Source organism: Burkholderia sp. BCC1977 (genome assembly GCF_905339595.1).
In the GTDB taxonomy this organism is placed as follows: Bacteria; Pseudomonadota; Gammaproteobacteria; order Burkholderiales; family Burkholderiaceae; genus Burkholderia.
Genome location: NZ_CAJPGQ010000014.1, coordinates 57,045 through 75,720, shown reverse-complemented (window position 1 = coordinate 75,720; position 18,676 = coordinate 57,045). Strand labels below are relative to the sequence as shown.

The 18,676-nt window shown below is 68.5% G+C and carries 18 protein-coding genes; 11 read left to right on the top strand and 7 right to left on the bottom strand.

What is annotated here, in order from left to right:
* Positions 1-72: 72 nt before the first annotated feature.
* Positions 73-537 (bottom strand): VOC family protein, encoded by a 465-nt coding sequence (locus U5771_RS14385; RefSeq protein WP_322024595.1) that lies wholly within the window; start codon positions 535-537, stop codon positions 73-75.
* 21 nt (positions 538-558) lie between these two features.
* On the opposite strand from U5771_RS14385, the gene U5771_RS14380 reads away from it, so the two are divergent.
* From U5771_RS14380 to U5771_RS14370, 3 genes are all read left to right on the top strand, one after another.
* Complete coding sequence (locus U5771_RS14380; protein WP_322024594.1) at positions 559-729, top strand: hypothetical protein; 171 nt, start codon at positions 559-561, stop codon at positions 727-729.
* A gap of 117 nt (positions 730-846) precedes the next feature.
* The gene (locus U5771_RS14375; RefSeq protein WP_322024593.1) at positions 847-1,998 is read left to right on the top strand and encodes a porin; all 1,152 of its coding nucleotides are present in this window, start codon (positions 847-849) and stop codon (positions 1,996-1,998) included.
* A gap of 222 nt (positions 1,999-2,220) precedes the next feature.
* The gene (locus tag U5771_RS14370; protein ID WP_059916241.1) at positions 2,221-2,523 is read left to right on the top strand and encodes a DUF4148 domain-containing protein; all 303 of its coding nucleotides are present in this window, start codon (positions 2,221-2,223) and stop codon (positions 2,521-2,523) included.
* Positions 2,524-2,656: 133 nt separating this feature from the next.
* Here U5771_RS14370 and U5771_RS14365 read toward each other — a convergent pair whose 3' ends face one another.
* Positions 2,657-3,604 (bottom strand): LysR family transcriptional regulator, encoded by a 948-nt coding sequence (locus U5771_RS14365; RefSeq protein WP_124501270.1) that lies wholly within the window; start codon positions 3,602-3,604, stop codon positions 2,657-2,659.
* A gap of 191 nt (positions 3,605-3,795) precedes the next feature.
* Between U5771_RS14365 and U5771_RS14360 the strand changes: the two genes are divergently transcribed.
* Positions 3,796-5,979 (top strand): FUSC family protein, encoded by a 2,184-nt coding sequence (locus U5771_RS14360; protein ID WP_322024592.1) that lies wholly within the window; start codon positions 3,796-3,798, stop codon positions 5,977-5,979.
* Positions 5,980-6,136: 157 nt separating this feature from the next.
* Entirely contained in the window at positions 6,137-6,349 is a 213-nt protein-coding gene (locus U5771_RS14355; protein WP_322024591.1) for a hypothetical protein, read from the top strand.
* 138 nt (positions 6,350-6,487) lie between these two features.
* On the opposite strand, the gene U5771_RS14350 is transcribed toward U5771_RS14355, so the two are convergent.
* Positions 6,488-7,597, bottom strand: coding sequence for a P1 family peptidase (locus U5771_RS14350; RefSeq protein WP_322024590.1), 1,110 nt, complete (start codon positions 7,595-7,597; stop codon positions 6,488-6,490).
* A 45-nt stretch (positions 7,598-7,642) separates the two neighbouring features.
* Positions 7,643-9,049 carry an APC family permease gene (locus U5771_RS14345; protein WP_322024589.1) on the bottom strand — a complete coding sequence of 469 codons (1,407 nt, stop codon included), beginning with the start codon at positions 9,047-9,049 and terminating at the stop codon, positions 7,643-7,645.
* A 132-nt stretch (positions 9,050-9,181) separates the two neighbouring features.
* Here U5771_RS14345 and U5771_RS14340 point away from each other — a divergent pair, with 132 nt between their 5' ends.
* From U5771_RS14340 to U5771_RS14325, 4 genes are all read left to right on the top strand, one after another.
* A complete protein-coding gene (locus U5771_RS14340; protein ID WP_124613562.1) occupies positions 9,182-9,982 on the top strand; it encodes a helix-turn-helix transcriptional regulator in 801 nt (266 codons plus the stop codon).
* A 338-nt stretch (positions 9,983-10,320) separates the two neighbouring features.
* Positions 10,321-11,205 carry a LysR substrate-binding domain-containing protein gene (locus U5771_RS14335; RefSeq protein ID WP_322024588.1) on the top strand — a complete coding sequence of 295 codons (885 nt, stop codon included), beginning with the start codon at positions 10,321-10,323 and terminating at the stop codon, positions 11,203-11,205.
* Positions 11,206-11,369: 164 nt separating this feature from the next.
* Positions 11,370-12,302: an AEC family transporter gene (locus U5771_RS14330; protein ID WP_322024587.1), complete on the top strand. Its 933-nt coding sequence runs from the start codon at positions 11,370-11,372 to the stop codon at positions 12,300-12,302.
* A gap of 341 nt (positions 12,303-12,643) precedes the next feature.
* Positions 12,644-13,018 carry a hypothetical protein gene (locus tag U5771_RS14325; RefSeq protein ID WP_322024586.1) on the top strand — a complete coding sequence of 125 codons (375 nt, stop codon included), beginning with the start codon at positions 12,644-12,646 and terminating at the stop codon, positions 13,016-13,018.
* Positions 13,019-13,176: 158 nt separating this feature from the next.
* Here the strand turns inward: U5771_RS14325 and U5771_RS14320 are convergent, their stop codons facing one another.
* Both U5771_RS14320 and U5771_RS14315 read right to left on the bottom strand, forming a co-directional pair.
* Positions 13,177-14,694, bottom strand: coding sequence for a CoA-acylating methylmalonate-semialdehyde dehydrogenase (locus tag U5771_RS14320; protein WP_322024585.1), 1,518 nt, complete (start codon positions 14,692-14,694; stop codon positions 13,177-13,179).
* Positions 14,695-14,741: 47 nt separating this feature from the next.
* A complete protein-coding gene (locus U5771_RS14315) occupies positions 14,742-16,100 on the bottom strand; it encodes an aspartate aminotransferase family protein (protein WP_322024584.1) in 1,359 nt (452 codons plus the stop codon).
* 105 nt (positions 16,101-16,205) lie between these two features.
* Here U5771_RS14315 and U5771_RS14310 point away from each other — a divergent pair, with 105 nt between their 5' ends.
* Positions 16,206-17,180, top strand: a complete 975-nt coding sequence (locus U5771_RS14310) for a LysR family transcriptional regulator (protein ID WP_322024583.1) — start codon at positions 16,206-16,208, stop codon at positions 17,178-17,180.
* A gap of 98 nt (positions 17,181-17,278) precedes the next feature.
* Positions 17,279-17,770, top strand: coding sequence for a 2,4'-dihydroxyacetophenone dioxygenase family protein (locus tag U5771_RS14305; protein WP_322024582.1), 492 nt, complete (start codon positions 17,279-17,281; stop codon positions 17,768-17,770).
* A gap of 78 nt (positions 17,771-17,848) precedes the next feature.
* Here U5771_RS14305 and U5771_RS14300 read toward each other — a convergent pair whose 3' ends face one another.
* Positions 17,849-18,613, bottom strand: a complete 765-nt coding sequence (locus U5771_RS14300) for a molybdate ABC transporter substrate-binding protein (RefSeq protein ID WP_322024581.1) — start codon at positions 18,611-18,613, stop codon at positions 17,849-17,851.
* Positions 18,614-18,676 lie beyond the last annotated feature (63 nt).

Genomic DNA, 18,676 nt, shown 5'->3' with positions numbered 1-18,676 from the left:
GTGGGTCCAGGCGTCATGCGGCGTCGGCGCGCCGCGTGGTGGGAAAACCGGCTCCGGCGATGCGTGCCGCGCTTATTTGAATGCGTCGATCGTCAGGCCGGTGGCCGCGCTCATCTCGTCGTTCGTCACGTCGCGCACGTGCTTGCCGAACGTCCACACATGCCGGCCGGGATCGCGCGCGCGATACATGCGATCGCCGTAGAACTGGTCGGCCGGCGCCTGCAGGATCTCCGCGCCGGCCGCACGCGCACGCGCGCAGTGCGCGTCGAGGTCCGCGTCGTCGGGAAGATGCACGTGGACATGCTGCGTGTTCCGGTCGCCCGTGTCTTCCGGCGAGGCGATGAAGTCGGCCCACGCGCCGCCGATCATGACGAGGCCGTCGCCGAATGTCATTTCGGCATGCGCGATGTCGCCTTCCGGCGTGGTGACGACCAGCGCGCGCTCGAAGCCGAATGCGCGTTCGAGCCAGGCAAGCGCGGCTTTCGGGTCGCGGTAGCACAGCGCGGCACTCAAGGAAGGACGGCGAGGCGTAGTCATCGGGTGTCTCCGGATCTCGGCATGGGTCTGCTCATTCTCCACGCGCGCGGTGCCGCAATCAACTCCCGCGCCGGCGACGCGCGTGTTGTCAATGCGCGACACGGCGTGCGCGACACCGTCGCCTCTCGCGTCGCACCTTCGGTGCAAACGCACGCCATCCGGCCTCGGCACCGATTTGTGAACGCCATGTGACGCACTCTTGCGCAGCTCGCAACGGAGCGCTCGCGCGCCGGCGGCCGGAATCGCGCGACCCCGCCCCTACACTTGCGCCGAACTTTGATCACCCGTCCCACACGCAGGAGCTGTTACATGCACAAAACGAACAAAACCCTGATTGCCGCCGCATCCGCCGCCGCCCTCTTCGCCCCGCTCGCGCACGCACAGAGCTCGGTCACGCTGTACGGCCTGATCGATGCCGGCATCGCGTACACCAACAACGCCGGCGGCGCATCGCTGTGGCGCATGACCACCGGCACCGTCAACGGCAGCCGCTTCGGCCTGCGCGGCACGGAAGATCTCGGCGGCGGCGTGAAGGCGCTGTTCGTCCTGGAGAACGGCTTCAACGCGAACAACGGCGCGCTCGGCCAGGACGGCAAGCTGTTCGGCCGCCACGCCTATGTCGGCCTGAGCCGCAGCGGCTACGGCACGCTGACGCTCGGCCGCCAGTACGACACGATGGTCGACTTCGTCGCACCGCTGTCCGCGACGTCCGGCGACTTCGGCGACACGGGCTTCGCGCATCCGTTCGACAACGACAACCTGAACCACTCGGTGCGCATCAACAACGCGGTCAAGTACACGAGCGACACGATCGCGGGCTTCAAGGTCGGCGCGCTGTACGGCTTCTCGAACTCGACGAATTTCGCGGGCAACCGTGCATACAGCGTGGCGGCGAGCTACACGAACGGCCCGCTGAAGCTGGCCGGCGCGTACCTGCAGATGAACGGCACGAAGGGTTCGACGAGCGCGAGCCCGGGCGCGACCGACGTGGCCGAAGCAAAGAGCGTGAGCCAGGGCGGCTGGTCGGTGGGCGCGGACCGCATGCGCACGTACGGCGGCGGGGTCAGCTACGTGTTCGGTCCGGCGACGGTCGGCTTCGTCTACACGCGCTCGCAGTACGACAACTCGGGCTCGTTCGGTTCCACCGGCCAGGTCGCGTTCAACAACTACGACGTGAACGTGCGCTATGCGGTGACGCCGGCCGTCAGCCTCGGCGCGGCCTACGTGTACACGGATGCCAGCGTGTCGAACCCGGACAGCAAGCACGGCACCGATCCGAAGTGGCACCAGGTCGACCTGCAGGCCGTGTACAAGCTGTCGCGCCGCACCGACCTGTACGCGGAAGCGATGTATCAGCACGCGTCGGGCCGCGGCTACCAGGCGTTCATCAACACGTCGGGCGGCGCGTCGAGCACCGCGAACCAGATCGTCGGCACGATCGGCATGCGCACGCGGTTCTGATCCCGATCCGAGGGACCGCGCGTTGCGCGCCGGCCGTGAACCTGTCTTGACGGACGGGTTCGCGCGATGCGGGCGACGCGCGCCAATGTTGTTCCATCTGGAAAGCTGCCTGCCTGGAATCGGGGTTTTTGTGCCCGCGTGCGCTGCATAGACTGGCATCGACGGTTCGGATCGCTCATCGATCGCCGAACCGGCCTCACCCCCCGCCTACAGGAGCACATCGTGAAATCGCTCGTCGTTACCGCCGCCGCTGCCGTCCTGCTTGCCGCACCGGCCCTGTCGTTCGCTCAGTCCGCCAAGTCGCCCGTCACGCGTGCGCAGGTGCTGCAGGAGCTCTACGACCTCGAATCGGTCGGCTACAACCCGTCGCTCGGCGACGCCGGCAACTATCCGGACGACATCATGGCCGCGCAGGAACGCCTGGCGGCAAAACGCCTCGCCGAGCACAAGGCCGCGCATGCCGCATATGGCCCGGCCGGTGCGGGCGCAACCGAATCGGGCGTCGCCGCGAAGCCCGCGCTGTGAAGGCATGGCACAACGCCGTACCGGCATGACAGGTGTCATGCGGGTGCGGCGGATAGCGTGCGAACCCGCCCGCGACGATGCGGCCGGACAGCGTGCCGTCCGGCACGCGGCCATCCTCTTCCGGTGTTCGCCCTCAGGCGGCCTGCGGTTCGCGGTCGATCGCGTTCAGCATCTCGACGTCGCGCGCGATCATCCCCGGCACCTGCGCGCGCAGCATCTCGACCCAGGTGCGCACCTTCGCGTCGACGAAGCGGCGCGACGGATACAGCGCATACACGTTCATCTTCTGCAGGATGTGCCCGGGCAGCACGCGCACGAGCGTGCCGTCCTGCAGCGCGTCGATCGCGGAATACAGCGGCAGCATGCCGATCCCGATACCGTCGCGGATCGCGAGCGCGAGCGACTCGGCCGTATTGGTCTGCACCGGCCCGGCGACGTGGATCTGCTCGACGCCCTCGGCGCCTTCGAGCACCCATTCGTGGGTCGGGAAGGCCGGCGTGCAGAGCGTCAGGCACGCGTGCGCGCCGAGATCCTGCGGGCGCGCCGGCGCGCCGTGGCGCTTCACGTACTCCGGCGACGCGCACAGGATGCTGAAGGTCGAGCCGAGCAGGTGCGACACGAGCTCGGAATCGGGCAGCGACGACGCGGTCACGACCGCCATGTCGCTCGTGCCGTCGAACAGGTCGGGCATGCGCTGCGACAGCGACAGCTCGATCGAGACGTCCGGATACTGCGTGTGATAGCGCGTCAGCGCGGGCATCACGTAGTGATGGCCGACGCTCGCGAAGCTGTGCATGCGCAGCACGCCGGCCGGCCGCTCGTGCGCGCAGCTCGCCTCTTCCTCGGCGCGATCGACGTCGGCGAGGATCTGGCGGCAGCGCCGCAGATAGCTTTCGCCGGCCGACGTCAGCGCGAGGCGGCGCGTCGAGCGATTCATCAGACGGGTGCGCAGGCGCGCCTCGAGTTCCGACACCGCGCGCGACATCGCGCCCGTGGTCGAATTCAGCGATTGCGCGGCCGCGGTGAAACTGCCCGTCTCGACGACGCGCGTAAACACCCGCATGTTTTGTAGGGTATCCATTCCTGTGAGCCACCTGTAGCGGAGCCGCCATTTTCCTCCAACGGATGCGACAGATTGTTACGCGGCCTGCAACTATCGTTTCCCCGTAGCTGCGTTAATGCCTGCGCGCCGCACTCCTACAATCGGCGCCTCACCAGTCGAATGGACCCGTCCGGACGCGCCGCGGCACCGCACGCGCTCCCTCTTTTTTCATGAAGCCACCACCTGCGATCGAGCGACCTCCCATCGAACCGGCACGATGGAGAACCTGGCTCGATCCGCTCGGCGGCGCCGCGCGCGACTGGGCCGCGCGCGACGGGCTGATCTGGCTGCACCTCGCCAAGACCGTGCTCGCGGCGCTGCTCGCGATGGGGATCGCGATGCGGCTCGAGATGTCGCAGCCGCGCACGGCGATGACGACCGTGTTCGTGCTGATGCAGCCGCTGTCGGGAATGGTGTTCGCGAAGAGCTTCTACCGCGTGCTCGGCACGGTGGCCGGCCTCGTCGCCGCGCTCGCGCTCGGCGGGCTGTTCGCGCAGCAGCCGGAGCTGTACATGGCCGGCATCACGCTGTGGATCGGCAGTTGCATCGCGCTCGCGGTGCGCAACCGCCACTTCCGCTGGTACGGGTTCGTGCTCGCCGGCTACACCGCCGCGCTGATCGGCCTGCCCGCGGTGATGACGCCGCAGACGCTGTTCCAGTCCGCGCTCACGCGCGCCGCGGAAGTCGCGCTCGGCATCGCCTGCTCCGGCGCGGTCAGCGCGCTGATCCTGCCGCTCAGTTCCGCGAAAGCGCTGATGCGCTCGCTGACCGCCCGTCATGTGAAGTTCGCGGCATTCGCGGCCGGCGCGCTGTCGGGCGACCTCGCGCGCGGCGATTTCGAGCGGCGCTTCGCCGATTTCGTCGACGAGATCGTCGGGTTCGAGGCCAACCGCGCGTTCGCGTCGTTCGAGGATCCGCACATTCGCGCGCGCAGCCGCCGGCTCGCGCGACTCAACAGCGAGTTCATGAATGCGTGCACGCGCCTGCATGCGCTGCACCAGCTCGTCAAACGCTTGCGCGCGAACCGGTCGGACGCGGTGCTCGACGCACTCGCGCCGCACATCGATGCGCTCGCGCAGCGCATCACCGCGTTGCGCGACGAGCGGCAGCGCGGGATTGCGACCACCACCGGCGCGCTGCTCGAACTGCGCCGCTTTCACGGCGCGTTGCCGAAGGCCGCGCGCGCATCGCGCCGCGAGATCGAGGATCACGCGGCCGGCGGCGTGCTCGACTTCGATACCGCGATCGAGCTGATGTATCGCTTCATCGGCGAGTATCTCGGCTACGCCGACACCAACGCGTCGCTCGACCGCGACGATCACGCGTTCGAACGCTCGGTCACCCACTACGCGGTGAAGACCAATTCGTTCTTCGTCGGTTTCGCCTTCCTGCGCACGCTCGTCGCCGTCGGTGCGATGAGCGCGTTCTGGCTCGCGTCCGAATGGCCGAGCGGCTCGCTCGCCGTGATCGGCACCGCGATCGCGTGCGCGCTGAGCTCGACGTCGCCGCGCGCGCCGAAGTTCGTCGCGCAGATGGGTGTCGGCGCGGCGTTCGCGACGGCCGTCGGCTACCTGTTCCTCTGCTACGTCTATCCGAACATCGACGGTTTTCCGCTGCTGTGCGCGGCACTCGCGCCGGTACTCGGCCTCGGCGCGTTTCTCGCGATGCGCCCGGGCCTGTCCGGCTACGGGATCGGCTTCGCGGTGTTCTTCTGCCTGCTCGCGGGCCCCGACAACGCGATCGCGTATACGCCCGAGGTGCTGATCAACAACGGCTTCGCCGTCGTCGTCGCGATGCTGGCGTGCTCGATCGTGTTCGCCGTGGTGTTTCCGACCCACATGCCGTGGCTCACGTCGCGGATCGCGCACGATCTGCGCCGCCAGGTCACGCTCGCGTGCGAAGGCGCGCGCGAGGGCCTCGCGGCGCGCTTCCAGTCGAGCACGCACGACCTGATGGCGCAGTTGCGCACGCTGCTCGTCAAGCGTACGCGGCAGCATCGCGACGCGCTGCGCTGGATGCTGTCGACGCTCGAAGTCGGCCATGCGGTGATCGACCTGCGCGACGAGCTGCACGGGTTCTGCGAATCGAAACCGCCGCAGACGCTGCGCTGGACCGCGTCGATCGATGCGGTGCTGCACGAGCTGCCGCGCTTCTTCGACGATCCGGCGCCGGGCCGCCACGCGCGCACGCTGAAATCGGTGAACCTGGCGATCCGCGCCGCGCAGCACACGCTGCACGCGTGGTACGCGGTGCCCGAGGCGCGCCACCGCATGCAGCGCATCGTCGGCTGCCTGCACTTCATCCGCAGCGCGCTGCTGGACAAGGATGCGCCGTTCAACCGCCATCGTCATTGACCATCGATGACGATCGGCGGCGATCGATGCGTACGCAACGTCACCCTTGTTCCGAATGGAAATAAGCTCTGCACCCGCGGTGATTAATCTTCAAGCAGTGCGAGCCTATAGTTTCCTCACTGCCAGCGAGACTGGCACTGACCCAGGAGAAACCGAAATGAAGCCGCTGCACCTCGCCCTCGTTGCCCTGTCGCTCACCGCCGCTGTCGCGCATGCCCAGCCCGCGCCGGCCGACCTCGCGCAGCAACCGGCGAACCGCGCCGAAGCCGTCCAGGCGGCAGGCCGCGCCGATCGTGCGCAATCGAAGCAGGAAGACCCGAACGCATGCGTCGGCCCCGTCAGCTTCTGCAACGTCTACTTCGGCAGCTGAGCATGACGTCGCGTCGTCACGGCCGGGCCCGCCGCGCGCGCATCGCACGGATCGCATGCGCGCGTGCACGACGGGCCGGCCGCTCGCCGCACCGACACTGCCCGCCACGCCGCTTCGATTGAAGCGGCGCATGCCGTTTCAGGCGCCGCGCCCCGGCCGCCACCCCACTTCGCGCAACGCATCCAGCAAGCGCGCCTGCCCCAGCCCTTCGACCCGCGCGCCGCGCGATTCGACGTCGCTCCCCGCGACCAGCGCATTCACGATCGCTTCCTCCACCGCTTCCGCCGCCGCGACGAACAGCGCGGAGATATGGTCGTTGTTCACCATCTTCACGGCAGTCGTCGGCGCGCCCTTGTTGCCGTAGTTCGCGGCCGGCAGTCCGTCGTTGCCGGTTGCAAACGCAAGGAAGATGTCGCCGCTCGAATCCTCGGTGCCGCCGCCGACACGGGCCAGCCCGACGCTCGCACGCTGCGCGAGGCGCGTGCACTGATGCGGCAGCAGCGGTGCATCGGTCGCGATCGTGACGACGATCGAGCCCATCCCGGCCTCGCCCGGCGCATCGGGCGCGCGAAACGGCGAATGCACGTGCCGCAGCACTTCGCCCACCGGATAACCGGCCACGCGCAGCATCTCGCGCACGCCGTAGTTCGCCTGCACGAGCGCGCCGACGGTCCAGCCGCCCGCGTCGGCCGCGACCACCCGCGACGCGGTGCCGATGCCGCCCTTGAACTCGTGGCAGATCATGCCGGTGCCGCCGCCCACGCCGCCTTCGGCGACCGGCCCCGACTGCGCGGCGGCCAGCGCGCGCTGCACGTGCGCGGCGCTCACGTGCTGGCCCCAGATGTCGTTGAGCAGGCCGTCGTAGGTTTCCATCACCACCGGCATGCACCAGTAGACGCGGCCGGCCGCCGCTTCGCGTTCGTTCGCGACCAGCGCATCGCGCACCGCGCCGACGCTGTGCGTGTTCGTATAGGCGATCGGCGTCGTCAGCAGGCCGGCTTCGCGGATCCATTCGAGCCCGGTCGCGTCGCCGTTGCCGTTCAGCACATGGACACCCGCGAAGCACGGCGAATCGTGCGCGGCGCCGGCGCGCGGCTCGATGACGGTGACGCCGGTGCGGATCGACGCATCGCCGTTCTCGACGTTCAGCGTGCAGTGTCCGACCCGCACGCCCGGTACGTCGGTGATCGCGTTGAAGCGGCCCGGCGTGCCGAGTCCGATGCGGATGCCGAGATCCCTCGTGCGCATGATGCAATTCCTCCAGTCTTTCAATGGTTCGGTGGGTCGTTATGGTCAGAGCGTGCGGAACGCATCGCTGTGGCGCGCCCAGATGGCATACATCACGAGCGCGGCCACCAGCAGCCCGCCGATGATGATCAGGTCGGTCGGCTTCGTCGCCGTCGCCAGCGTCGTGTAGAGCGTATACGCGGCACCCGCGACCGCGACGAGCGGCGTCACGGGCCACAGCGGCATCCGGTAATGATGCTCGACGTCGCGGCGCACGAACCGGCTCGCCAGCGCGGCCAGTCCGACGACCAGATAGATCATCAGCAGCAGGTCGACCGTGAACGCGGTCAGCTCGTCGAGGCTCGACACGAACACCAGCCCCGCCGACGGCACCGCCAGCGCGAGCGTCGCGAGCCACGGCGACTCGAAGCGCGGATGGATCGTCGAGAACGCGCGGTTGCAGGTGCGCGACCAGAGCGCATGGCGGCCGCTGCTGTACAGCAGGCGCCCCATCGTGATCACGATCGCGATGATCGCGTTGAACACCGACAGGAAGATCCCGCCGCTGACCACGCGCGACACCGTCGGGCTGCTCAGCGAGCGCACGACATAGCCGATCGGGTCGGCGCTCTTCGTCAGTTCCGTCAGCGACGGCGCGCCGAGCACGATCGCGGTGAGCGGAATCAGTTCGACGACCAGGATCACCAGCAGCGAATAGATCACCGCCTTCGCGACGTTGCGGTTGCCGCCGCGCAGGTCTTCCGCGAGATAGGCGGCGGAGCCGAAGCCGTTGTAGCAGAAGATCGCCGTGCCGATCGCGGGCACGATCGCCGCGAGCGTGGCGGGCACCAGCGCATTGCCGCTCGCGACGACCGGCGCGACCAGCGCCTCGGCGCCGCGATGCGGAGAGCCGAAGCCGAGCCCCGCGATCAGCATCAGCACGCCGATCTCGACGACGAGAAACGCGCCGGTGATCCATGCATTCGTCTTGATGTTCAGCATGCCGAGCACGTAGCTGAGCAACACGATCGTCAATGCGACCGACTGGTTGCTGAAGTGCGTGCCGAGCGCGTTGTTCAGGTATGGCGCGGCGCCGCTCGCGAGCACCGCCGGAATGAACACGCTGACGGACAGCACCGTGATGAAGGTCAGGTAGCCGGGCAGCGTGCCGAACACGCGCTTGGCCATCACGTATTCGCCGCCCGCGCTGCGGTGCGCGGCGCTGAGCTCCGCGTAGCAGAGTGCGAACGCGAGCGCGAGCACGCCGCCGAGCACGAACGACAGCACCGCGCCGCTGCCGGCCTGCTGGATCGCGAACGGCGCGATCACGAAGATCGAGCTTGCGGGCGTCACGCCCGACACGGTGATCATCACCGCGTCGCGGACGCTGAGCGTCTGCGATAACGCGCGCGGCGCGCCTTCCGTGGCAGGCGTCGCTTGCAGCGTGCCCGTCGATTCCGACATCATCGCCATTTCGTTCTCCTGTTGCGCCTATGCTGCACTTTTTTGAACGCCCATACTCGGGCCCGATTGATTGCGTGGCAGTCTAGGAAGCCAAATTCAGGACCGCTATTCCCCCTTCGTGTTACGCCCTCCGGTGGTGGTATGGATCGACTCTTCTCCGAAATCGCGATGCATCAGGCGCTCGGCCGCGCGATCGATCATCTCGGCCAGCCGCGCTTCTGGCGTTTCCTGGTGCTGCTGCTCAACGAAATGGTGCCGTTCGACAATGCGCTCGCAACCGCGATCGGCCGCGACGGCGTGCCGCTCGTGCTCGACGAATACGACACGGGCGGCACCGACAGCGCGTCGCCGGTGCCGCTTTACCTCAATGGGTTATATCTGCTCGATCCGTTCCTGCAGGCCGCGCACGACGGGCTCGCCGACGGCTGCTACCGGCTCGAGGAAGTCGCGCCCGACCTGTTCCGGCAGAGCGAGTATTTCCTGAGCTACTTCCGCGACGCGGTCGGCGACGATGAAATCCAGATCCTGCTGCGGCCGAATCCCGACCTGCTGCTGTCGTTGTCGCTCGGCGCGGCCGCGCGCTTCGACGTCGAGCCGCTCGGCAAGCTGACGGCTGCGATGCCGTGGGTGCTCGCGACGATCCGGCAGCATTGGCGGCTGGTGGGCGATGCCGCGCGCGCGACGCCCGACGACGATCTCGGCGCACGCGTCGAGCAGGCGCTCGCGCGCTTCGGCGCGGGCGTTCTGACCGATCGCGAGATGTCGATCGCGAGAATGGTGCTGCGCGGCAATTCGTCGAAGGCGATCGCCGAGCGGCTGGCGATTTCACCGGAAACGGTGAAGGTGCATCGGCGGCATCTTTACGCGAAGCTTGGAATCTCGTCGCAGCCCGAATTGTTTTCCCGGTTCATTCAGGCGCTGGGGGAGGATGCGGCGGGGTGAGCGCATCGATGCGGGCGTAGGCCGTCAATCGCCCGATTCGATGAACCCGCCAGCGGGTGCCTGATGCGGCACGTACCAGCCGGCTCGGTGCCATTCACGAAAACCCGCACCGGCCGGTCCGCACGCGACGCGCCGCGCTGACTGCAGCAGGCAGCCGATGCCGCCGCTGCCGTGGTTGCCCGTTTCCGCACGCGCGGGCATGATGTCCGGCAGCGCGCCGTCCGCTTCGGCGGTCGTCGGCGGTCGGCGGTGGCGCAGTCGGCATGCCGTCCCTGCACCGCCGCCCGCATCCTCGTGCAATCCGCGTGCCGGTCCCGGCCGCCCACCTCACCGTGTCCATGTCACTACGCGCATTCAGAACGCTGGTCGCGATCGCCCGATACCGGACCTTCGCCCGCGCCGGCGAGGCGATCGGGCTCACGCAGTCCGCCGTGAGCCTGCAGGTCAAGGCGCTCGAGAGCGAATACAACGTCCAGCTGTTCGACCGTTCGCGCCGCCAGCCGGTGCTCACCGAAGCCGGCAACATCCTCGTCGCGCAGGCCGAGCAGGTACTCGCGATGGTCGACCGGATTCCCGATGCGCTCAGCGACGAGAAGAAGCTCGTCGGCCGCCTGCGGATCGGTGCGATCCAGACCGCGCTGTCCGGCCCGCTGCCCGATGCGCTGCTCGCGCTGCGCGATGCGCATCCGTCGTTGCGCGTGCACGTATCGGCCGGCATGTCGGCCGAACTGGCGAACCGCGTCGCGGCCGGCGAACTCGACGCGGCGATCACGACGCGCCCGGTGCGCCCGCATCCGGCGGAACTGACGTGGACCACGCTGTACGAAGACCGCTTCTGGCTGCTCGCGCCGCCGCACTACGCGGAGCGCGACGCGGGCACGCTGCTCGAGGCGCTGCCGTTCATCCGCTTCGACGCGCAGGCGTGGGCCGGCCGGATGATCGCCGCCGAACTGCGCCGCATCGGCGTCCGCGTGCGCGAGGAGATGGTGCTCGACAGCGCCGAGACGATCGCGCGCATGGTCGCGCGCGGGCTCGGCGCGGCGATCGTCGCGCTCCCCGACTCGACGCTCGCGCGGCTGCCGCCCGTCACGCGCTTGCCGTTCGGCCAGCCGCAGATGGGCCGCGCGGTCGTACTGCTCGAACACCAGTCGCGTCCGGCGGAGCGTTTCGCCCGTGCGCTGGCCGCCGAAGTCACCACGTCATCGATGAGAATTTCTCATTGAACACCCGATAATTCACAATTATTCCTGCTGCGTCCGCATGTTAACTTGGCGGCATCGTCACTCTTTCGATTGCGTACCGCCATGTTGCCCTCCGGATGGATTTCCGCTTCGTTCCGCTGCTCCGCCTGCCGGCCGTCCCGCCCGCCTCGCCTGAAGGCGCGTCGATGATCGGCCCGATCCTGCTCGCGCTCGCGCCGGTCGCGCTGCTGGTCGCGTTGGGCCACGGCCTCCGGCGCACGGGCTTCATCGCCGATGCGTTCTGGCCGCACGCCGAGCGACTTTGCTACTACGTGCTGCTGCCCGCGCTGTTCGCGGACGGTCTCGCGAATGCGCGGCTGCAAGCGCTGCCCGTGTTACCGCTCGCGGCGGCGCTGGTCGGTTCGACCGTGCTCGTCGCGGCGCTTCTTCTGCTGGTCCGCCGGTTCGTGCAGGTCGACGGCGCCGGGTTCACGTCGGTGTTCCAGGGCGCGGTGCGCTTCAACAACTATGTCGGCACCGCCCTCGCCGCCGGACTGTTCGGCGCGCACGGCATCGCGCTCGCGGCCGTGTGCGTCGCGGCGATCGTGCCGACCGTGAACCTGATGTGCGTGCTGGTGTTCGCGCGCTACGGCGACACACGGCTCGGCGCGTGGGCGCTCGTGCGTCAGATCCTGTCGAATCCACTCGTCGTCGGGTGCGCGCTGGGGATCGCGATGCAGGCCGCCGGCATCGCGTTTCCGGCCGCGGTCGAACCGGCCGTGCGCGCGCTCGGCGCCGCCTCGATGCCGCTCGGCCTGCTGTGCGTGGGCGCGGCGCTGAAGTTCGACGCGGCGCGCGGATGGATGCAGCCGATGTGCATCGCGTCGGCGTTCAAGTTCATGGCGATGCCGCTCGCCACGCTCGCGGCCGGCCGCCTGTTCGGGCTCGGCGATGCCGCGCTGACCATCGCGCTGCTGTTCCAGGCGCTGCCGACGTCGTCCTCGTCGTACATCATGGCGCGCCAGCTCGGCGGCGACGCGCCGCTGATGGCCGGCATCACCGCGTTCCAGACGATCGCCGCCGCGCTCGCGATGCCGGCCGTGCTGACGGCGCTCGCGTCGGCGCCGGTGTTTCGCTGACGGCCCGGCACCGCGGCGTGTCGCTATCCGTCGCGGGAGTGCGCCGCAGGGCCCAGTTCGACTCAAGGAGGTTCGGGGACGGATGCCGAATCCCGCCGCAAGCGTACAAACGCCGCAGCGTTGCGCGCGACCTACGCACCGCCGATGCGCCCCCGGTTCTTCTCGCAGCCCCGCGAAAAACCGCCTATGGTGAATGAAGCGGGTCCGTTCCGCCGTCATTCGACTTCCCGTCGCTCGCACCGGCGGCCACGGCGCCGCGTTCCGGCACCATTCCCCGCAATCGTGCGCACGCCCGGCCGTGCGCGCGATTGCGCCGTCCACCGGACTACAAGGAGGTAACCATGAAAGCCGTGCTGCTCGTCAGTTCCGCCCTGCTCGCCATGGCGTCCGTCTCGGCCTCGGCTCAAGGCTCGATCACCAAAGTCGAAAACGGCGCGCTCGTCGCCGCGAACGGGATGACCGTCTACACGTTCGACAAGGACCAGCCCAACGCCGGCACCAGCGCATGCGCGGGGCAATGCGAATCCCTCTGGCCGCCGTACAAGGCCAGCGCGACCGACGTTCCGGTCGGGCCGTATACGATCGTCAAGCGCGACGACGGCAGCCCGCAATGGGCCTACAAGGGCAAGCCGCTGTACTTCTTCTCGAAGGACATGAAACAGGGCGACCGCACCGGCGACAACTTCAGGAACGTGTGGCACGTGGTCGCGCCGTAAGCGTTCTTTCCCCACCTTGAGCGTCGGCACGGCCGCCGCGCGCGTAAAAAGGCCCGCCCCGATCGTGGACCGGGGCGGGCCGGTGCGTCTTCAAGGCCGGCGGTTGCGTGGCGACACCCGCCGGCCGGCCGGCGCCGCGTGCGGCCGCAACACACGCATCAGCGGTTCGACGGGAAGCTGAACACCGTCCCTTCGCGCACGCCGGCCGACGGCCAGCGCTGCGTGATCGTCTTGCGCTTCGTGTAGAACCGCACCGCATCCGGGCCGTACGCATGCAGGTCGCCGAACAACGAGCGCTTCCACCCGCCGAACGAGTGATACGCGACCGGCACCGGCAGCGGCACGTTGATGCCGACCATGCCGATCTGGATGTTGTCGCTGAAGTAGCGCGCCGCTTCGCCGTCGCGCGTGAACAGGCACGTGCCGTTGCCGTATTCGTGCGCGTCGATCAGCGCCATCGCCTCGTCGAGCGACTTCAGGCGGATCACGCCGAGCACCGGCCCGAAGATCTCGTGCTGATAGATCGGCATGCCGGGCTTCACGTTGTCGAACAGGCACGGGCCGAGGTAGTAGCCGCCGTCGTGGCCGTCGACCTTCACGCCGCGGCCGTCGACGACGAGCGTCGCGCCCGCTTCCACACCCGCATCGACGAAGCCGGTCACCTTCTCGAAATGCTGCTTCGTGACGAGCGGCCCCATGTCGACGCCGGCACCGTTGCCCGGGCCAACCTTCATCTTCGCGATCTCGGCCTGCAGGCCGTCGACCACCTTGTCGCCCGTTTCATCGCCGATCGCGACGACCAGCGGAATCGCCATGCAGCGCTCGCCGCACGAGCCGTACGCCGCGCCCATCAGCGCGTTCACCGCGTTGCCGATGTCGGCGTCGGGCATGACGACCGCGAAGTTCTTCGCGCCGCCGAGCGCCTGCACGCGCTTGCCGTGCGCGCAGCCGGTCGAGTAGATGTATTCCGCGATCGGCGTCGAGCCGACGAAGCTCACCGCCTTCACGCGCGGGTCGGTCAGGATCGTGTCGACCGCTTCCTTGTCGCCGTTCACGACGTTCAGCACGCCCGGCGGCAGGCCGGCCTCGAGCGCGAGCTCGGCCATGCGCAGCGTCGACGACGGCGTGCGCTCGGACGGCTTCAGCACGAACGTGTTGCCGCAGGCGACGGCCATCGGCCACATCCACAGCGGCACCATCACCGGGAAGTTGAACGGCGTGATGCCGGCGGCGACGCCGAGCGCCTGGAACTCGCTCCACGAATCGATCGCCGGGCCGACGTTCTTGCTGTGCTCGCCCTTCAGCAGCTCGGGCACATAGGAAGCGTATTCGACGTTCTCGATCCCGCGCTGCAGTTCGCCCATCGCGTCGGCGAGCACCTTGCCGTGCTCGGCGGTGATCAGCGCGCACAGCTCGTCCGCATGCTCCTCGAGCAGCGTCTTGAAGCGGCTCATCACGCGGGCGCGCTTCAGCGGCGGCGTGTTGCGCCACGCCGGGAACGCGGCCTGCGCGGACGCGATCGCGGCTTCGACGGTCAGCTTGTCGGCGAGCGCGACGCTCTTGTCCGATTCGCCCGTCGCCGGGTCGAACACCGGCTGGATGCGGCTGCCGCCGTCGACGCGCTGGCCGTCGATCAGGTGGCCGACGGTGGAGGTCACATTGCTGTCGTGTTTCATGTTTCTGGCCTTTCGTGAATTCGGTTGTCGCGGGCAACGGGCCGCGCTCAGTTCACTTCGTTCAGCGCGTCGGACAGCGCGTTCACGAGGTTGTCGATCTCGCGCTTCTCGGCGATGAACGGCGGCGCGAGCTGGATCGTGTCGCCGCCGTAGCGCACGTAGAAGCCCTTCGCCCAGCAGCGCATCGCGATCTCGTACGGGCGCCGAGCCGGCTCGCCCGGCAGCGCCGCGATCGTCAGGCCGGCCGCCAGCCCGTAGTTGCGGATGTCCGTGATATGGCGCTGGCCCTTCAGCCCGTGCACGGCCGCCTCGAAATGCGGCGCGAGATCGCGCACGCGGGCCACCGCGTCTTCCTTCACGAGCAGGTCGAGCGCCGCGACGCCGGCCGCGCACGCGACCGGGTGCGCCGAGTACGTGTAGCCGTGCGGGAACTCGAGCATGTACTCGGGGCCGCCCGCGGCCATGAACGTGTCGTAGATTTCCTTCGTCGCGATCACGCCGCCGAGCGGCTGCACGCCGTTGGTCACCTGCTTCGCGAAGTTCATGATGTCCGGCACCACGCCGAACGCGTCGGCGCCCGTCATCGCGCCGGCGCGGCCGAAGCCCGTGATGACTTCGTCGAAGATCAGCAGGATGTCGTGCGCGGTACAGATGTCGCGCAGGCGCTTCAGATAGCCCTGCGGCGGGATCACCACGCCCGCCGAGCCGGAGAACGGCTCGACGATCACGGCCGCGATGTTCGACGCGTCGTGCAGCGCGATCAGGTCGAGCAGGCGGTCGGCCAGCTCGACGCCGTGCTCGGGCATCCCGCGCGAGAACTTGTTTTCCGCGAGTTGCGTGTGCGGCAGGAAATCGGCGTCGATGCCCTGGCCGAACAGCTTGCGGTTCGCGCCGATCCCGCCGACCGAGATGCCGCCGAAGTTCACGCCGTGATAGCCCTTCTCGCGGCCGATCAGGCGCGTCTTCGAGCCCTTGCCCTTGGCGCGCCAGTATGCGCGAGCCATCTTCAGCGACGTGTCGGCCGCTTCCGAGCCCGAGCCCGTGAAGAACACGTAGTCGAGGCCGGCCGGCGTCAGGTCCTTGATCTTGTTCGCGAGCTCGAACGACTTCGGATGGCCGAACTGGAACGCCGGCGCGTAGTCGAGCTGCGCGACCTGGCGGCTCACGGCTTCCGTGATCTCCGTGCGGCCGTGACCGAGGCCCGTGCACCACAGGCCCGACAGGCCGTCGAAGATCTTGCGGCCTTCGCCATCCGTGTAATACGCGTCCTTGGCCGACACGATCATGCGCGGGTCGGACTTGAACTGGCGGTTCGCCGTGAACGGCATCCAGTGGGCGTCGAGCCACGCGGCGTCGGTGCGGAGGTTCGTGTCGTCCTGCTGGCTGGCGGTGATCGTGTCGGTCATGTCGGTCGGCGCGGCGCGCCCCTCCTTCTTGTGATGATGTTGCGCATTGTCGGGACGCCAATTAGTCTTTTGAATATCGCAATATCAATGTTCACTTGCGCAACTATGCAAGCAAAGAAACCGAAGAGCCGCGCGCTGCTCGGGCAGCTCAGCGACATGGATCTGCGGCTGCTGCGAGTCTTCAAGGGCGTCGTGCAGTGCGGCGGGATGGCGGCGGCCGAGCTGGAGCTGAATATCGGCATCTCGACGATCAGCCGGCATGTGAAGGATCTGGAAACACGCCTCGGCCTCGTGCTGTGCCGGCGCGGCCGCGCGGGCTTCACGCTGACCGCCGAAGGGCAGACGGTGTACGAGGAAACCCTGCGGCTGCTCGCGTCGATGGAGGCATTTCGCAGCAGGATCGACGGCATTCACGACAAGATGGGCGGAGAACTTCACATCGCCGTGTTCGACAAGACCGCCACCAACCCGCATGCGCGGCTCGGCGACGCGATCCGCCAGTTTGCGGACGAGGCGCCCGACGTCGCGCTGACCCTGCATGTCGCGTCGATCAACGAGGTCGAGCGCGGGATCATCGACGGCAGCTATCAGGTCGGGATCATCCCCGCGCACCGCAGCTCGGGCAGCCTCGTGTATGCGGAACTGTTCGACGAGCGGATGCTGCTGTACTGCGGCCGCCAGCACCCGCTGTTCGACGCGCCGCACGGCAAGCTCACGTGGACGACGATCCGCAACCACGCGTTCGCTGGCCTCGGCTTCCATTCGCCGAACATGGAACTGAGCCATCGCGCGAAGCTCACGCGGACCGCGACGGCATCGGACCAGGAATCGATCGCGACGCTGATCCTGTCCGGCCGCTATCTCGGCTTCCTGCCCGATCATTATGCGGAGAGCTTCGAAACCAAGGGGCTGATGCAGCCGATCGCGCCGCACCGCTTCAACTACCGGTGCCGGTTCGTGAGCCTGCTGCGACGCTCGCCGCGGCCGTCACGGGCGGCGCTGCTGTTCCAGTCGTGCCTCGAGGCCGCGCATGCGGCGGCGCGGCCGGGCGGCGATGGCGGCGATGGCGGCGACGCATAGCCGGGCTCGGGCTTGGCCTGCGCCGTCGTCCGGCCGCGGCGGTCGTTCGCGCCCGCTCTGCGATAATGCGCACTTCCCGTTTCCGCTCGCCTCCCGCCATGACGCAGCCGTCCGCCCCGCTCTCCACCGACCTGCCGCCGATTTCGTGCCTGCCCGGCGACGCGCTGCCGTGGCTGCCGATGAGCGCCGACCTGCCGGGGCTCGCGATCAAGTATCTGCATATCAATGCGGCGGAAGACACGCTGACCGCGCTGCTGAAGATGCCGGCCGGCGGCACGCTGCCGCGCCACCGTCACGACGGCGAGGTGTTCGTCCATACGCTGCAGGGAGCGTGGCGCTACCGCGAGTACGAATGGATCGCGCAGGCCGGCTCGACGGTGCTCGAACCGGCCGGCTCCGTGCATACGCCGGAAACGCTCGGCGCGCCCGGCGACGACGTGATCACGCTCAACGTGATGCGCGGCGACCTGGTGCTGCTCGATGACGACGGCCGCGAGACCGCGCGCGAGAATTGCCGCGTCGCGCTGCTGCGCCAGCGCAAGCATGCGCGCACCGCGCCGAACGACGCGGCGGCGTTCGTCACGCGCTGAGCGCTCGGGCGGGGTCGGACGCGAGGTTCCGATGCGAATCCACGCGCCGTGCCGTCATCGTGTCGCTCGCTCATCGATTCATGGTGTCGTTCGCTCGAGCCCCTTCTTGCGCAGCACTGCGGTCGCCTCGACGGATGTCAGGAGGCGGATCAGCGCCTTCGCCCCGTCCGGATCCTCCGTATGGGTGGCAATTCCGGCCGTGTAGACCGTGTCGTGCTGCAGCTCCGGTGGCAGCACGCCGGCCAGACGGACACCCGGCACGTCGACGATGTTGGGCACGGTGATGACGGTCGCATCGGCCGTGCCGCCCGCGACGGCAGCGACCACGTCGCCGCCCGGCACGGGCACGAGATGCGACCTGACCGTGTCCGCGACGCCCAGCCGACCAAGCAGATCGACGAGATAGGCGCCGCTCGCGCTTCCGGGCGACCAGGACAGCGAACGGGCAGCCGTCAGCGCCCGCCTGAACGCGTCGACGGTCCTGATGTCGGGCACCGGCGCGTCCGCGCGCACCGCCATGCCGACCACGGCTTTCGCGATGTCGGCGCGCGTGCTCGATACGATTCGGCCCGTGCGTATCAGATCGTCGATCTGATCGGGCAGCAGGATCGCGACATCGAATGCCTCCCGCGCGTCGATCCGCCGCTTCAGCGCAGCCGCGTTGTCGAACGTGGCTGCGAGACCATGTCCGGTCTGCCGCTCGAACTCGGGCGCGATTTCCGCCAGCGTCGACTTCAGCGTGGGCGTGCTGAAGACCTTGAGTTCGTCCGCGCGCGCCGCGCCGAGGCCGACAAGCGCCAGAAACGCAACGACGCAGATATTCACCAGCACCGGAATGATCATCGCCGTCTCCTTTTTCGATTGCTTGCCGCCACGGCTTGCGGGCTCGCAAGGCCGTCCCGAGTA

What these genes read in the sequence shown, in the direction of transcription:
- U5771_RS14385 (WP_322024595.1), bottom strand. Translation starts at nt 537, where the DNA reads ATGACTACGCCTCGCCGTCCTTCCTTGAGTGCCGCGCTGTGCTACCGC.
- U5771_RS14380 (WP_322024594.1), top strand. Translation starts at nt 559, where the DNA reads ATGGGTCTGCTCATTCTCCACGCGCGCGGTGCCGCAATCAACTCCCGC.
- U5771_RS14375 (WP_322024593.1), top strand. Translation starts at nt 847, where the DNA reads ATGCACAAAACGAACAAAACCCTGATTGCCGCCGCATCCGCCGCCGCC.
- U5771_RS14365 (WP_124501270.1), bottom strand. Translation starts at nt 3,604, where the DNA reads ATGGATACCCTACAAAACATGCGGGTGTTTACGCGCGTCGTCGAGACG.
- U5771_RS14360 (WP_322024592.1), top strand. Translation starts at nt 3,796, where the DNA reads ATGAAGCCACCACCTGCGATCGAGCGACCTCCCATCGAACCGGCACGA.
- U5771_RS14355 (WP_322024591.1), top strand. Translation starts at nt 6,137, where the DNA reads ATGAAGCCGCTGCACCTCGCCCTCGTTGCCCTGTCGCTCACCGCCGCT.
- U5771_RS14350 (WP_322024590.1), bottom strand. Translation starts at nt 7,597, where the DNA reads ATGCGCACGAGGGATCTCGGCATCCGCATCGGACTCGGCACGCCGGGC.
- U5771_RS14345 (WP_322024589.1), bottom strand. Translation starts at nt 9,049, where the DNA reads ATGGCGATGATGTCGGAATCGACGGGCACGCTGCAAGCGACGCCTGCC.
- U5771_RS14340 (WP_124613562.1), top strand. Translation starts at nt 9,182, where the DNA reads ATGGATCGACTCTTCTCCGAAATCGCGATGCATCAGGCGCTCGGCCGC.
- U5771_RS14335 (WP_322024588.1), top strand. Translation starts at nt 10,321, where the DNA reads ATGTCACTACGCGCATTCAGAACGCTGGTCGCGATCGCCCGATACCGG.
- U5771_RS14330 (WP_322024587.1), top strand. Translation starts at nt 11,370, where the DNA reads ATGATCGGCCCGATCCTGCTCGCGCTCGCGCCGGTCGCGCTGCTGGTC.
- U5771_RS14325 (WP_322024586.1), top strand. Translation starts at nt 12,644, where the DNA reads ATGAAAGCCGTGCTGCTCGTCAGTTCCGCCCTGCTCGCCATGGCGTCC.
- U5771_RS14320 (WP_322024585.1), bottom strand. Translation starts at nt 14,694, where the DNA reads ATGAAACACGACAGCAATGTGACCTCCACCGTCGGCCACCTGATCGAC.
- U5771_RS14315 (WP_322024584.1), bottom strand. Translation starts at nt 16,100, where the DNA reads ATGACCGACACGATCACCGCCAGCCAGCAGGACGACACGAACCTCCGC.
- U5771_RS14310 (WP_322024583.1), top strand. Translation starts at nt 16,206, where the DNA reads ATGCAAGCAAAGAAACCGAAGAGCCGCGCGCTGCTCGGGCAGCTCAGC.
- U5771_RS14305 (WP_322024582.1), top strand. Translation starts at nt 17,279, where the DNA reads ATGACGCAGCCGTCCGCCCCGCTCTCCACCGACCTGCCGCCGATTTCG.
- U5771_RS14300 (WP_322024581.1), bottom strand. Translation starts at nt 18,613, where the DNA reads ATGATCATTCCGGTGCTGGTGAATATCTGCGTCGTTGCGTTTCTGGCG.